We start from the raw sequence: 14,763 nt of genomic DNA, 5'->3' as shown, positions 1-14,763 counted from the left end.
CACTTAGCCACCACGTGGTTTCCAGATAACGATTTTTTCACCTTTGACAAATTTTACAAAGGCGATCATTGATGCCGTGTTAATCAGACTGAAGTAGTTGATCAGGTTCACCAATCGATTTCCGGATCCGCCTTCGACAATGGAATAACCTGCTACGCTGTAGAAAACGATTTGTACGATGCTCGCCAGAGCGTATATCCAGTGTACATCCGCTAGTATTAGCCCACTGACCAGCGCCGCAAGTAATGGAACAAAGGCGAGATAGCGAAGCAGCTTATGAGAAATGAGTTGGAGGCTGAACACACCATAACGCAGTGGGTTCATGAGGTGGCGCATATCCCACATGGCCCAATAGGCGCGTAGTGAGACTCGCACACGCATTTTGAATTCGCTCTGAGAGTCCTTCAGTGACTCTTCGTGCAGAAGAGCACTGTCGGTGTAAACTACCCGCTTGCCCTGTTCGACCACCTTTAAAGGCTGTACAAAATCGGGCAACTGGTCTGGGCTCATGGGTTGATAGAGTGACTTGCGTACGGCATCGACACCACCATCCACTCCAACCACAGAGGATACCCTGCTCTCCCAGTGGCGAAGGCTGTTTTCATAACGCATATAGGCACCACAACCATCGCCAATGAGATTGCCCTCCTCATTTACATACACCATTTTTCCGGTGACATAACCCACCGAATCATCGGAAAACGGAGCCACCAGGTGTTTTAACGCATCGGAAGCAAACTGGCTATTGGCATCGGAAAAAATAATTATTTCGCCTGCTGCCTCCTCAACCGCCCGATTTAATCCAGCGGTTTTTCCCTGTCTAGGCTCTTGTCGCAGGAGCTTGACCCTGCTGTCCTGATTGGCGATTGTGCGGACGATTTCGTCAGTGCCGTCACTTGACTCGTCTGAAATAACAATTACTTCCAATCTGTCACTTGGGTACGCCTGTTCCAGCTTGTTTCTTACTGTCTGCTCGATTACATCCGCTTCGTTATATGCAGGGATCAAAACGGTAACAGAGGGCAATTCGGCGCTCTCTCTTATACGCACTGGATTTCGCGGCAGCAGACGCATGAGCAGCGGGTAACCGATATATATATAGAGGATCAAAACGACGCTGGCCCAGAAAAAAGTTGGCATTGTCATAACGGGCGGACCTCGTTCTGCAGAAGCTCACTGGCCATGGCTTCCAGGCGGTGCTGGACGGAATCACAATCACGGTTTAAACATGAACTTTGGAGGGTAACAACTTGAAACTGTCGGTGCCCTCCCAGGCGAGCCGGTATCTGCCACAATTTTGCCTGCACCACCGAACTACTATGGTAGGGGCCCACCTTCATCCATTGTAGTTGAGCCACCTGTTCCCGACTGCCTTTTTTTTGGAAAACGGTCCACTCCACGGGCTTTTTGGCCAGCATTCTGGTTTCATTGGCAACCGGCTGCCACTGACCACTGTCGTACAGCCGTTTTATGTACGGGACCAGCTTCTGGCCTTGCCGGGTCTGCCGATAGTGGTCCACTCGCGCGTAGAGATTGCGATCAGGTATGTATATAATTTCGACTCTGTCGGCGTCCGGTGCTGACACCAGCAGAGGTGTTGAGCTTCGAGGCGTACCCATACCTGCCAGCATCGGGGTTATCTCCGGAACAGAGCCGTCGGCAAGCAGGAAGGAACTCATCATGGGAGCGACGGCCAACGCTCCGACCATGGCAATCAGGCCCGCTAAGGAAGGCTTTTCCGGTAGCGAGTCTGATAAACGTTGCGAAGACGACTTTACAACCGGTGCAAGAAAAAGCGCGGGCAACCCAATCAGCGCGAACAATGCCCAGCCAAAGTATTCGTGGTCCGCCATCAGAGAGCTTTGCATCTCCGTTTTATAGCCCACAACTATAAGAATGAATATCCTAATCCAGTTGGTGATCAACCCCAGGATACCCGCGATAGTCAGGGTTATGCAGAGTTTCCCCCACCGATATTGATTCAGCAGCGCGACCAGATATCCCAGCGCCAGAGCAATCACCAGATACCGCAAGCCTGAGCAGCCGTCCGCGATCAAGATGTGGCCATAGGGTATAAAGATGCTGTTCCCCTGAATGACCGCTGGCATTCCCGCGATACGAACCATGACTCCGACAAACTCGCTACTCAGGAATAGCAAGGGGTCATTCAGGTAATCCCAGGCCGGAAGCGCAAACAGAAAGAACGGCCAGAGCAACGCAAAGCGAGTAAGGATCCGGAATCCATACACGGCACTGAATGCCAGTAGCAGCAACGGCAGCAGAATCAGTTGTGCCAGTATATCGATACTGATCAGATAGAAAATTACCCAGAGTCCGGAGCCGGTAAACAGCAGGCAGAGCGCCGCCAATCGCTCCCAGAGTCCAGCTTTCAGCTCGGTCAGTTCAGGTAACCGGCGGTAGATGAAATACACAAATATTGCAAAGACGGGTAAGCCGTGGGCAACCGCTTCGTCCCACTGTATCCAGCGTTGCCAAAGTGCGGCAAAGGTTGGCCAATAGGCCAGCAACCACACTGCAATAATCGCAAGCGGCAGATACCGGACCATTCGAGAGGATGGAGTAATTCCACCGGTAAAGACATCCATGCGCGCGAAACCAATTAACCAATCAGAACAATGATAGTAACGAATCCAGTGCCCAGAAACCATACAATAGCGTCCATCATAAAAAAATGGCCGACACTTGGCCGGCCATTTTTCACTGGACGTAAACAATTATTGTTTGGCGATACGTCTACGCGCGACACCCAGGCCCAGCAAACCAAGTCCGAGTAGCACCACAGTGCCAGGCTCAGGAACTGTGCCAATGGTCACGTCATTGATTCCCCAGCCATCATTACTGGTGGTATTCTGGAACACCAGTTCAGCGTTGAGAATATTCATATCGCTAACGAGGCTTACATATTTGACGTTCCCGTTCAGTTCTGGAAACTTGATGGTCACATAGTCATTGTTATCGAAAATGATCTTGAGGTTAGCTGAGATGTCGGAGGCGTCGTACAGGTAGAAGCCAAGGGCATTGGCATAGCCTGTCAATGGGGCTCCGAAGGTCCACCTGACTTCCTTGGCATCGTTGCTATCCAGCCAGAAATCCTGTTCGGACGTAACGCCCTGGTTCCGGCCGTATTCTCCGGTGCGTACACTCTCAATCATCAGTTGATCGTTGTGTACGTTATTATCTGCCGTCTGCCCGGACTGAACCAGTTCGAAGGTTCCAACGCTGGTATTGAACGAGCTGGCACGGTTTTCCCAGGAAGTCTGATGATCACCAGTATAACTGGCAGCCGTCGGATCACCCATGCCATCAAAGCTTTCCTGGGCTTTAACGGAGTACAGGGAGTTGACAAAATCGACGCCCGCCGTTGGGTTATCAGCAAGGTCCTGTACTTTGAAATCAAGCACTGCGGCACTGCTGGAAGCTGCAAACGTCAACGCAGCGACAGTCAGTAACGATTTAGTAAAGGTCTTCATACTATCCGTCCTTTGAAATTGAGTTGTCTGTTTCACTCTTACTAGGCAGAGTCTGCTGAGCGAATCCAGCCCTAGTCCGTATTCAAATTGCAAGTAGCACGCCAACTCATAAATTCCTTTTATTTTCAGTGCGTTACCGAAAGACGCGGGACAATTTTCTAACGCCATGTAAGCTTTTTCGACTTATATTCCAAAGCTCGACAACTCAGTTCTGAGCCCTCACCGTTTCGAGATGCTTCTGAATATCCGAAGACGCCGGCGCCAGTTCGGCAGCACGCTCCAGTTGCGCCAAAGCACGATCGCGATCACCGCTCAAATGTAGCAGCCAGCCGTAGGTATCCAAAATAGCTGCGCTGTCCGGTTGTAGCGTGACCGCTCGTTCAGCCAGATCAGCCGCGCGCGCCAGGTCTCGATCTTTCAACATCCAGGCCAGATTATTCAATGCAATGGGGTCATCGGGATTGTTGACCAGCAAGGTTTCATAAGCTTCCATGGCCGCCTGCTCATTGCCCGCACTTTGATATTGGTCGGCCAAGTAGAGTAGACGCGGCCTGCTCTCGGGTTCGGCCTCTTCCCACTCTCGCAGGAAGGCTTCCACCGCCTCTGGTGCCTCTGTTCGGGTCAGCCCCAGCAGGGCAATGGCCAGCGTGCTGTCCGGTTGCTCCTCCCATGCAGATCTGAGCGCCTTGTAGGCTGCCGCATCTCCGTCGCTGGCTTGCGTTAAACGGGCAGAGAGAAGGATAACTTCAGGATCCCCGGGGTGACGCGCCTGCAAATCCTGAAGCAACACTTCGGCCTGCTGCAGGCGCTGCTCGGCCAAGTCAAGACGAACAAGATCCAGGTTTAGCACCTTACTGGTTGGGAATCGTTCCAATGCATCGAGCAACAGGACCCGGGCAGAGGCGTAGTCACCATCGGCTGCCAACTGTCGGGATCGTTCACGGTATACGAGCGATGTGATCTGATTCAGATAATCGCTGGTCTCTCCTTCATAGGTACGCAGGACCGAGGCAGCTCGTCGCAGATCCCCCTGATCCCGGTATAACATGGCACTCAATGCTTTGGCGTTTGCCTGCACTGCTGGCCACCTTTCGACCATTTCGCCCAACCACTGCTGTGGATCAATGTCGGAAGAACTCTCGGTAATGATAGTGATACCGGCCTGAAGCGGTTGGTAATTATTTGGCTCTAAAGCCAATACCCGGTCAATGGCTGCCAATGCCGAGTCGGTATCTCCATTCTCGTAGTGCATCTGGGCCAGCACAGCATGGCCGCGAGCGTAGCCAGAATGCTCACGTAACAGCTGACGAAGCGTCCGGATGCCTTCTTGTCGGCCGCCATTACGGAACTGGTATTGAGCTTGATATAGCATCGTTTCACGGGCTCTGGGGGCGGCCTGCTGCAGTGTTTCCAGTGCTTCAGCCATCTCATCCAACTCGCCCCGCGCCAGTAGCTGGTTTATATAGACATCCGTGACAACCCAGTCAGCCGGCTGATACTGAAAACCGCTGCGCAGTTGAGCCATGGCCTGTTCGGGTTCGTTTCGTTGCCAGTGGTAACGCGCCAGGGCGAGGCGCAACCCACCGCGATGCGGGTCACGTGCCAGTGCTTTTTGCAAACTCAGATACCCTTCACGTTCCAGCTCCGGCTGACCCAATGCCAATAACCCGTATATGGACAGTAGTACAGGTTCGTCCGGGCGGGCTTTCAGGGAACGTTGCAAGGTAGCCAAAGCCTGGCCTGCATTACCGGTTTGCGCCTGCGCTATCGCTGCCGCCTGAATGGCTTCGGTATCGGCAGTCTCTACATCGACGCTACGGCTGAGCAGGGGTGCCGCCACATCCAGGTTGCCTTGACTGAGGTTGATCATTCCCAGCAATAGCGCGGCCGCCTGACTGTCAGGGTTCTCCTCGAGCAATTGCTGCAGTATTCTCTCAGCGCGCGCGTAGTCACCGCTTTCTGCCGCTACGGTGGCCTCGCGAAGCTGCTGCTGGGCTTCCACGGAGGCCGGGGACTCTTCGGCCAGTAGTTTGCGGTAAACCAACGCCTCCGACACGCGTCCCATCGCGGTCAGGGTTTCCGACAACAATTCCAGGATGGACGCCCTTTCTGGCCGCATAATGTCCGCCTGGGGTGCGTGAATCAGCGCCTGGGTCAGCAGCCGCTCCGCTCGCTCCAGCTGATTGTCGTGCAATGCGATCACCGCACTGTCCTTGTTGACTTGCCAGTTCTCAGGGTGCTGCTGACGCAATGGTTCCAGCTGCTCCCGAGCCTGCGCCCATTGATTTCGGTATATATGGTTCTCGGCCAGGCGAAGCTCTATTTCCAGATCACCCTCATATTCCTGAAGCAGTGCCCGATACGCTGCCTCGCTGTCTTCCAGGCTCCCCCGCAGTCGTAAGGCGTCCGCCAAGTAGAGCTCTTTGCGCCGGTCTTCTTCCGTAGTGCGCGGCGAAAAGCCCGCCAGGGTTTCCTCCGTAGACAGGAACTTTCCTTGGAGCAGATAGGCCTCCGCCAACGTCAGCGCTACCTCTTGTGGAAATTCACCGGCGTAATCTTCAAGAAGCTCGGATGCGCGCCGCCCGGCCCCCAGCTCGTTGTAGATTTCTGCCATCGCGACGGGGTATTGCACGCCCTCAGGATCGGTGTTGATCGCATTGGTTGCTTCAATGATCGCTGCCCGGAATTGCCCTTGCGCTCGGTAGGCTTCGGAGCGCTTCAAGTGGTCTTCTGCCTGCTGGACATCGTTATCTTTGGTACAACCAGAGAACAATAAAGAAACAAGAAGGAGGGAGAGAAACGTAACCGGGAGCAAGCTTGAACGCGGAGTGTGCATATAGATCCCTTCAGCCAGTCGGCCTTATAGTGGCGTTATGGCAGAAGTATACACGACGGGCGGGGTGTTAAAAGATGCCGGGAAATTTGACAGGCGCTCTCCAGATGCAGAGTGCCTGTCGGCCAGTAGGTCAGTTGCTTGGGACGGGTGACAGGTTGACGAATTCGCTGTAAAGACCGTTAGTGTCGTACGCGGCGATGGAGAATTCGTACTGACCACTCAGATCGTCAAATTCATGGGACTCAGTAGCACCGTCCTCCACAGGAATGACCTCGTATTCACTGTCTCCGGCTTTCCGGTAACGAAGCTCATAGCCACCAATCTCGTAAAGCTCCAAATATTCTCCGTTCTCTCGCGACTGGGGTGCATCCCATTCCAGACGTACCAGTCCGCTGACTTCAGACAGGTTCTCATCCGATGAACCTGAATCGGTGTCGCCCTCAGCGGTCGCGTCATCGTCTTCGGCGGTGGAACCATCGTCTTCCGAACCGCCAGATGAATCGTCGTCAGTCCCATCATCGACGCTGTCGCCACTGCCCTCAGCATCAGCCTCATCGTCCCCAACTGGCTGATCATCCACACTGTCGTCAGTTTCGGAGGGGGCCGGAGCGTCTGCCTGAGAGTCCTCGTCCGAAGGGGTATCGGTATCCGGCTGGGAATCGGTGGTTTCCGGGGCTTTGCTCTCCAGGCGATTAGTCGTTTCACCGGTGGCACTGCCGCCACCACAGGCGGTCAGAGCACCGCTGACGACAAGACACAGCAAGGGCAGCTTGAGCCGGCCAATCACAGATATGAAGGACGTAAAACCTACTCGGGTTTGCATGAGTACTATTCCGGGCCGAAGGCCGATTCGTAAAAAGTGGTTTAAATCTCCATCCCGTCGAAAATCCTTACGCACTTTTTACCATTGGACTCATGCAAAATCATGACTAAAAACAAGTTTTTTTATAATACGAGAGCTGGTACACAAAAAAGGTGAAGAAGCGTCAAGCTATAAACAGCGGTGCCTAGAACTTCCCGTTATATGGAATGGATTTAAATTAAAAACATTTCTTGTTAGATCTTTTAGGAATACTCGAATGTAGAAGTACCCGCCATAATGCCTTCGCCGTCTCATACAGAAGCTAAAACGTATAACCTATGCCAATGCCGCCCCGGGTTTCCGCATATCCACGGCCGCCCTGGTCCGAACGACGATCTTCTTCGCGCACGTAGAGATCGCACTCGAGCCCGGACGCGAAGCGATAAGCGATCCCTCCATAGAGCGTTTCCTGCTGATAATCGCTACGGGCCACAACCTCCTCAAAGCGGTGTTCCCGCCGATGCCAGGACACGTCCAGAGTCGCCCTGCGGCTCAAGGCATACCCGAACCCGATCCGTCCGCCTCGTTCCGACCGGTCTTCGGTTTCGACTCTGTAATCGTCCGATTGGTGGTATATCGACAGGCTCAACGTGCAGCGTTCACACAACTGCTCGCCTTGCCAACGAAGCTGAGCGCGTGTTCTCTCAAGTTGATCCAGATTTCCAGCGGAAGAATCTCCGGGGTCAAATCCGCCAAAATCACCGACATTACCGTCACCGGTAGAGTTATCGGTGATAAAGCGTTGCACACTGAGCTCCCACTCACTCAAACCGGCTTCATAAGTAGCTTGCAAATGGTATGTCGGGCTGCCAAAACCGTCGTCTTGCTGAGATTCCGTCTGGTTATAGCCAACCTGAACTTGGTAGCTCAGTCGTTGCAGGTCCACCAGGTACGCTGCATCCAGGGATTCGTAGCGGTAATCCGCTGAGGGCACGGCATCAAATTCCACATCGGATATCTGCGCCGTCCACCTTAACTGGTCGGTTTGGGAGAGATCCCTCAACCAAATCAGGCTACCACCGGAACGTGTGGAATCCCGCTCGGGACGGAAGCGGTATTCCACGGCGGTCAGATTACCTTGAGCCATCAATAGGTCGGCTCCTGTCAGTTGCCACCGAATGCGCGGTATCGCACTCACGATTTCCCGCTCATCATTATTACTGATCAAGTCCAGCTCATCCGGGGCATTCAAGACCATACGACGACTGTGCCTCAGCACCAGATCGGCAGGGTGGTAAGGTTTCCCCACAGTCAGTTCACCGCTACCCTCCAAAAGACTTCGATCTTCCTGCGATCCCTTGTCGAATCGCCTCTCACTGGCCTGATACCCTCCAGTGAGCTGAAGAATGCTGTTCTCGTATTCACCGCCAATTTGAAGCGACGCCTCATCCTGGCGCTCGGAGACCGGGTTTTCAGAGGCCTTTCTGGCGTTGTCCGAGTGTGCGCTATCAATCCGGATACTGGCATCCAGAGTCCCTTTCGCGTGAGAGAAGTTATACGCGAAGATGACGCTGAGCATCAGCCAAGGAGTGAAACGACGGAATGTCGGTAACCATCGGTAGACAGTACACGTAGTCATCGTACAACTCCTTTTAAACAGCCCTATAACAGAACAGGCGCTCGATTAATGGTTGAAGATTAAACCCAGAAACTTGTCTCGACCGACAGCATCAATACCCGACAGAACATCCGACTGCGTCGTTTTTCCAAAGGGCACCACGAGTAAAGCATGGTCACAATACTGCGACAGAATACGCGCTTCGGTAGAGGTCTGAACAGGCGGAGCATCAAGCACAATAAACCGGTCCGGGTATCGTGTCTTGATTTCTGATATCAATACTTCCATTCGCTTGGAATTAAAAAATTCAGCAGCAGACTCACTACCTTTTCCGGATGGAATCACACGTAGGCGCTCAACGCCCGAAGGGTAGATAATATGCTTCAAAGGCACCGTATAGTCGTTTAGATACTGAGTCAGCCCTGCTTCAATAGGTGTAACAGTGTACTGATCCGCACAGGACTTGTAGGGGTTACAATCGACATACAGAGCCGTTTTATGACGATCCAATGCGAAGGTGGCCGCCAGATTGAACGAGACAAAGCTGCCTCCTCCGCCGTCAGTAATTGACGCAACCAGAATAACCACATTGTCTGTTTTGCTTTTCTGCAAAATCCGGATCCGAACTTCCCTAAACGCGTTAAGCAATTCTCGCTGGCGCATTCCTGTGAACACCACTTTCTTCTCGTAAAGCTCATCCTGCGTCCAGATTACAGGAGTGGCCATACTCTTGATCTGTTCTCGTTTACGATGCTCTGAAACCGCACTTCGAATCAGAGGATCTTGTGGATGATCATCTTTCACAGTTTCGATCCTCTCAACAAATGCTCGCAACTCGAGTTCCGGCTTTGCGGACTGATGGGTATCTGACCCCACGCGCTTCTCATTCATCTCGAACTCCCTGCATCAATTTTTGACGTCATACCATGTAATGGACAAGCCCACATAAGCCGCCATTGCCAGTATGCACAACCCCAGCAGAAGAACCATATCCTTACGCAGTAAGCGGGATGCCAAAGGAGTATGATAGTGTGGAATCACACCGATCAGGTCAACGCCCTCCGGCATCTGCTGCTGCAGGGTCCGGGCGGATCGGTAGTGTGGATCAATAAATACATACATGAACAACAACCCGAGTGGCGCCATGAATCCGAGAAATGGCCCCACCAAGGCAAAATGCACATAGCGCAGCCCGGACGGCTCCAGAGGAAAGGCTGGGGGATCCTGTATTTTATACGTCACGCCTTGCCCTTCAATGTCCAAGGTCATTGAAAGGCGGGCGGATTCTTTCCGTTGTAACATTTCGTTGTAGATGTCCCGTATCACGTCCAGATCCCGGGTCAGCTCCGACAGCTCGGCCTGGTTTGCCGCCACCCTCTCGGCCCGATCGTATTCCCGCTCCAACATCATCTCCAGGGACTCCATTCGGCGCTTCTGGGCCGTGAGCTCTACTTCCACGGCCGATTGACGCTTGCGCAGTTCTTCGTACAGCGGGTTCTCTACCGCCTCGCCAACGCTATAGGACTCTCCGGCAAATTCCAACGCCGCGATCTCCTCATCCAGGTCCTGAATCTGCTGCCGAACCGATACGACATCCGGATAGCTATCCTGGTAACTCATCCGCAGCTGGTCAAGCTGCCGAACCAGCTCTCTGCGCCGCTCTCGCATCCGTTCTGCCTGACCCTTGGCCACCTGATAACGACTTTCCTGACTCAGTTGCTCCTCAATGGACGCAATTCGGGATTCTGAGTCCTCTATTTCCAGCTTCAAACTTTCAATATCGTTTCTCAACTGATTGATTCGCGCCGTTACCTGGCCTTCAGTGCCGTCGGTATTCTGGGACCGAAACTCTTTCAGTTTCTGCTCGGCCAACTCCAGCTGGCGACGGTAGGATTCTGCCTGGCCATCAATGAAATTGAACGCTCCGACGCTTTCTTCCCGCTTGCGTCGTGCCGTATCCTGAATGAACACATTGACAACACTATTGAGTACCGAAAACGCGGTGTCAGGGTTATTGGAGCTATAACTGACTCTGAACAGGTTTGATCCATCCGGCCGGACTGTAAGACCGCTGCGTAACCGGCGAACCGCACTCGCCCGAACGTCTTCCGAGGATTGTGGCGTAATCAGCCCGGCCTCTTCAGCTGCTTTTTCGAGAACGCGACGGGTGTACAGGGTTTCCTGAGCCTGTTTTGATCGATCGATACTGGTAACCGAAGCCCTTCCTTTGAGCAAAGGCTCAATAATATTGGTCTCATCAGCATACAGAGTGGCCTGAGTGGTATAAGTGTTTGGCCAAAGGTAGCCCACAACCAGAGGGCCGAATGATACAGCGATAAACAACAGAACCACCCACACGCGAAATCGAATGGCTTCGAACTTCAGCGATTTGAGTAGGTCAATGATGAAGGTTTTATCCATAAAGAAATCCCGACGTTAAAACGCCCTCTCCGGAACCGTCACGATATCCGACGGCTGCAGAGGATAGTTGGTCTGTACCTGTCCTTTCTCGATCAGGTCACGCAGATAGATGGGGTACACTTTGACTTCGCCATCGACCCGGCGGTACAACTTTGCTTTGTTCGCCGAAGCAAACTCGTTCGGACCACCCGCCATCAGAACCAGGTCCAGTACCGTCATGCCCTCTCGATAGGGCATTGACTGAGGACTCTGTACCGCTCCAGTAATCCGCACCCGGCGCTGAAAGTCAGAACTGCTGGGGTTAGTGACGATGACTGTTACCTGCGGATTTCGCACGTATGTGGTAAGCGCTTCAGTCAACTCGCTCGCCAACTCTTCCGTGGTGCGACTGGCCGCTTTGATATCCCCAATCAACGGCAAGGAGATCATGCCATCCGGCCGGACGGGAACGTCACTGGACAGCTCTGCATTGCGCCAGACATTGATGCGAAGAGAGTCACCGACACCGATACGATATTCATCCAGTACACCACTACTCTGGGGCGGCGGTGCCACTGGTTTGTTAGAACAGGCCGATAGCGCGAAGATAAATAATGCAAACAGGCCGATACCGAATTTTGAACGCAACACGTTATTCATGGTGCCAAATCCCCTTGAAATTTTCATACAGCATCAGTGGACACCTTTACCCAGAAGAACAATTTCGACCGTTTGAATCATGATCAGCATGTCCATCAGAAAACTGTGGTTCTTGGTGTAATATAAATCGTACTGCAGCTTATTTCGGGCATCATCTACGGATGCACCATAGGAGTACTTTAGCTGAGCCCACCCCATGAGCCCCGGCTTAACCTTATGGCGCATCTCGTAGAACGGAATTTGTTCTGCAAGGTCCCGAACAAATTCAGGTCGCTCGGGTCTAGGGCCCACAAAACTCATATCTCCCTTCAGCACATTGTATAACTGAGGGAGCTCATCTAAACGAGTGTTCCGGATAAAAGCACCGACCCGGGTTACCCGACTGTCGTTTTTCTGAGCCCAAACGGCTTTTCCCTCCTTCTCGGCATTCTGGCACATGCTCCTGAACTTGTAGATCCTGAACGTTCTGCCATTGAGCCCTACCCGCTCCTGGAAATACAAAACTGGCCGCCCACTTTCCAGTAAAATGGCCGCTGCGGTCAGGAGCATAAACGGCCACAACATCAAGAAGAAGATCGACGCAAGGCCAACATCGAATAACCGCTTTGCAATCGAGCGACGCTTTGAATACTTGAATCCATCCGAGAAAAGCATCCAGCTCGGCTTGAGCAGGCTGATATCCACTTTACACAGCTCACGTTCGCAGAAGGCCAGCGCATCGCTGCTGGAAACGCCTGCCAACTTGCAGTCGATCAGCTCATTCAGCGGGAACCCGCCGCCCTCGCGCTGACGTCGCTCATCCGGAGATACGACTATTTCAGAGATTCGGTGCGCCTTCACAAAGCCAAGCCAGTCTTTGGGAACAGGCATGATCAGCGCCTGATCGACCACTGGAGTCTCCTGCTCACCGGGAATGCAGCCTATCACCTGCACCCCAATCACGTCTTTTTCCGGAGCCAGGTTGTCCAACAGCTGCTGGGCGCGGGAGCCTGCTCCATAGATGATTACCCGGCGCTTAAGCTCCTTGGTATCAACCAACTTAAGGAAAACGGCCCTGGTCAGCAGAACCAGAGCCGTTGAGAAGATGACCCCCCAGAACACCACCCCCTGCGGTAAAAATCCCTCTGGCGTAAAAACGGCTAAGGCAAACAGAGCCAGGCTTGCCAGCAGGAAAAAACTGACCAGAGTGCGCAGCACCATGCTTGAATAGCCCTCGCGTACCAGGGCGGGATAAATCCCCATAGAGAGCGTACAAAAGCTCAAGACCACTGCAAAGAGAAACTCGGGCGCCCAGGACTCGGTCCATAACGGGGCCAGACTGTTCAGTTGAAGATACCAGATCCGCGCCGCCCAAGCCGCGCCGAGGAGCAGTAAAAACTCCACGGCTCCCAGGAACACGTAGGGCAAATGGATGTAGTGTTTATTCAACCGAATGTAAGACAAGACCCGCGTCCTTTTAAGGGTGTGTTTTGAACTGGAAGCAACTCATTATAGCGGGTTTTCAAGGAGTTTCTCGACCGCTCACAACGGCTTTTTGACCACAAAAGTGACAAGATTTCCGACAGTTAAAAAGGTCCTCCGGCAATTTAGCTTTGAACCTTGAAAATATGCTAAGTTAAAGCGTCAAAAGCGTGCCTGACACGCGCAGGATATACCCGTTTGCTCAAGGAAAATGCCTTATGTTCGCTACCGAACCCACTGTCTGCGTTATCGGCCTAGGCTATGTCGGCTTGCCCCTGGCGGCCGAATTTGGAAAGCAAGTTCAGACCCGAGGGTTTGATATCAGTCCAAAGCGGATTGCCGAGCTGAAAAGCGGTCGGGATCACACTCAGGAAGTCGCCCCGGAGGCGCTTCACGCCGCCGAATGGCTGAGCTTCACTTCTGACGAAGACGACATCAAAGCCTGCAACGTCTACATTGTGACGGTTCCGACACCCATCAACGACAGCAAGCAACCCGATCTTACTCCTCTCGAGAAGGCCTCCGAGCTGTTGGGGCGCGTCATCGGAAAAAACAGCCTGGTCATCTTTGAGTCCACGGTTTATCCCGGCTGTACCGAGGAGGTTTGCGTCCCCATCATCGAGCGGGGCTCCGGGCTGACCTTCAACCGCGATTTTTTTGCCGGCTACAGCCCGGAACGAATCAACCCTGGCGATAAAGAGCACCGAGTACACAACATTGTCAAAGTGACCTCCGGCTCCACCCCGGAAGCGGCGGACTATGTCGACGCGCTGTACCGCCGGGTAGTCACCGTGGGCACCCACAAAGCCAGCAGCATCAAGGTGGCTGAGGCTGCCAAAGTTATTGAGAACACCCAGCGGGATATCAATATCGCCCTGGTGAACGAGCTCTCTCTGATTTTCAGCCGGCTGGGTATCGATACCCTCGAGGTACTGGAGGCCGCAGGTACCAAATGGAACTTTCTGCCGTTTCGGCCCGGCCTGGTGGGCGGGCATTGTATCAGTGTGGACCCTTATTACCTGACCCACAAGGCGCAGCAGGTCGGGTACAATCCAGAGGTGATTTTGGCCGGCCGGCGCATCAACGATGGGATGGGCCACTTTATCGCCGCCTCGGTGGTCAAGATGATGACCCAGCGGAAGCTGCACCTGGTGGACGCCAACGTGCTGATCATGGGGTTGGCCTTCAAGGAGAACTGCCCGGATCTTCGCAACACCCGGGTAGTGGATATCATTGAAGAGTTCCAGGAATACCACTCGAATGTGGATGTGTACGACCCGTGGGTCGACCAGGAAGAGGCCGAACATGAATATGGCCTCAAGCTCGTGTCCGCCCCCAAACCCGGCCATTACGATGCCATCATTCTGTGCGTGGGCCATCAGGAGTTCCGCGCCATGGGTCCTGAGGCGATTCGCGCGCTGGGCAAGCCTGGTCACGTTCTTTACGATGTAAAACACATTCTGCCCAAGGATAAGGTGGACGGACGCCTGTAATC

The 14,763-nt window shown here is 53.3% G+C and carries 11 protein-coding genes; 1 reads left to right on the top strand and 10 read right to left on the bottom strand.

Translation table 11 applies throughout. The annotated features are described in order from the left end of the window. Nucleotides 1-3 precede the first annotated feature (3 nt). From N645_RS0112870 to N645_RS0112825, 10 genes are all read right to left on the bottom strand, one after another. Nucleotides 4-1,146: a glycosyltransferase family 2 protein gene (locus tag N645_RS0112870; RefSeq protein ID WP_238559251.1), complete on the bottom strand. Its 1,143-nt coding sequence runs from the start codon at nucleotides 1,144-1,146 to the stop codon at nucleotides 4-6. Further along, nucleotides 1,143-2,669 (bottom strand): exosortase, encoded by a 1,527-nt coding sequence (xrt, locus tag N645_RS0112865; protein WP_081666126.1) that lies wholly within the window; start codon nucleotides 2,667-2,669, stop codon nucleotides 1,143-1,145. The genes N645_RS0112870 and xrt overlap by 4 nt, the downstream gene beginning before the upstream one ends. A gap of 66 nt (nucleotides 2,670-2,735) precedes the next feature. Continuing rightward, nucleotides 2,736-3,491, bottom strand: a complete 756-nt coding sequence (locus N645_RS0112860) for a PEP-CTERM sorting domain-containing protein (protein ID WP_024461924.1) — start codon at nucleotides 3,489-3,491, stop codon at nucleotides 2,736-2,738. Nucleotides 3,492-3,696: 205 nt separating this feature from the next. Next, nucleotides 3,697-6,213 carry a tetratricopeptide repeat protein gene (locus N645_RS0112855; protein ID WP_193744981.1) on the bottom strand — a complete coding sequence of 839 codons (2,517 nt, stop codon included), beginning with the start codon at nucleotides 6,211-6,213 and terminating at the stop codon, nucleotides 3,697-3,699. A 244-nt stretch (nucleotides 6,214-6,457) separates the two neighbouring features. Beyond that, nucleotides 6,458-7,150, bottom strand: coding sequence for a fibronectin type III domain-containing protein (locus N645_RS0112850; protein WP_024461922.1), 693 nt, complete (start codon nucleotides 7,148-7,150; stop codon nucleotides 6,458-6,460). 301 nt (nucleotides 7,151-7,451) lie between these two features. Continuing rightward, nucleotides 7,452-8,768, bottom strand: coding sequence for a hypothetical protein (locus tag N645_RS0112845; protein ID WP_024461921.1), 1,317 nt, complete (start codon nucleotides 8,766-8,768; stop codon nucleotides 7,452-7,454). Nucleotides 8,769-8,813: 45 nt separating this feature from the next. Then, nucleotides 8,814-9,638, bottom strand: a complete 825-nt coding sequence (locus tag N645_RS0112840) for a CpsD/CapB family tyrosine-protein kinase (RefSeq protein WP_024461920.1) — start codon at nucleotides 9,636-9,638, stop codon at nucleotides 8,814-8,816. A 15-nt stretch (nucleotides 9,639-9,653) separates the two neighbouring features. Further along, entirely contained in the window at nucleotides 9,654-11,168 is a 1,515-nt protein-coding gene (locus N645_RS0112835; protein ID WP_024461919.1) for an XrtA system polysaccharide chain length determinant, read from the bottom strand. Between the two features lie 15 nt (nucleotides 11,169-11,183). Next, nucleotides 11,184-11,807: an XrtA/PEP-CTERM system exopolysaccharide export protein gene (locus N645_RS0112830; protein ID WP_081666122.1), complete on the bottom strand. Its 624-nt coding sequence runs from the start codon at nucleotides 11,805-11,807 to the stop codon at nucleotides 11,184-11,186. Nucleotides 11,808-11,840: 33 nt separating this feature from the next. Beyond that, nucleotides 11,841-13,250: a TIGR03013 family XrtA/PEP-CTERM system glycosyltransferase gene (locus N645_RS0112825; RefSeq protein WP_024461917.1), complete on the bottom strand. Its 1,410-nt coding sequence runs from the start codon at nucleotides 13,248-13,250 to the stop codon at nucleotides 11,841-11,843. A 236-nt stretch (nucleotides 13,251-13,486) separates the two neighbouring features. Here N645_RS0112825 and tviB point away from each other — a divergent pair, with 236 nt between their 5' ends. Next, a complete protein-coding gene (gene tviB, locus N645_RS0112820; protein ID WP_024461916.1) occupies nucleotides 13,487-14,761 on the top strand; it encodes a Vi polysaccharide biosynthesis UDP-N-acetylglucosamine C-6 dehydrogenase TviB in 1,275 nt (424 codons plus the stop codon). The last annotated feature ends 2 nt before the right edge of the window (nucleotides 14,762-14,763 follow it).

Origin of the sequence: Marinimicrobium sp. LS-A18, assembly GCF_000463525.1 — a bacterium.
In the GTDB taxonomy this organism is placed as follows: domain Bacteria; phylum Pseudomonadota; class Gammaproteobacteria; order Pseudomonadales; family Cellvibrionaceae; genus Marinimicrobium; species Marinimicrobium koreense.
This window is presented reverse-complemented; position numbering and strand designations above follow the sequence as displayed.

Excerpts from the sequence above, each read along its gene's own strand:
- N645_RS0112845 (WP_024461921.1), bottom strand. The coding sequence starts at position 8,768 with ATGACTACGTGTACTGTCTACCGATGGTTACCGACATTCCGTCGTTTC.
- N645_RS0112850 (WP_024461922.1), bottom strand. The coding sequence starts at position 7,150 with ATGCAAACCCGAGTAGGTTTTACGTCCTTCATATCTGTGATTGGCCGG.
- xrt (WP_081666126.1), bottom strand. The coding sequence starts at position 2,669 with ATGGTTTCTGGGCACTGGATTCGTTACTATCATTGTTCTGATTGGTTA.
- N645_RS0112860 (WP_024461924.1), bottom strand. The coding sequence starts at position 3,491 with ATGAAGACCTTTACTAAATCGTTACTGACTGTCGCTGCGTTGACGTTT.
- N645_RS0112835 (WP_024461919.1), bottom strand. The coding sequence starts at position 11,168 with ATGGATAAAACCTTCATCATTGACCTACTCAAATCGCTGAAGTTCGAA.
- N645_RS0112830 (WP_081666122.1), bottom strand. The coding sequence starts at position 11,807 with ATGAATAACGTGTTGCGTTCAAAATTCGGTATCGGCCTGTTTGCATTA.
- tviB (WP_024461916.1), top strand. The coding sequence starts at position 13,487 with ATGTTCGCTACCGAACCCACTGTCTGCGTTATCGGCCTAGGCTATGTC.
- N645_RS0112870 (WP_238559251.1), bottom strand. The coding sequence starts at position 1,146 with ATGACAATGCCAACTTTTTTCTGGGCCAGCGTCGTTTTGATCCTCTAT.
- N645_RS0112840 (WP_024461920.1), bottom strand. The coding sequence starts at position 9,638 with ATGAATGAGAAGCGCGTGGGGTCAGATACCCATCAGTCCGCAAAGCCG.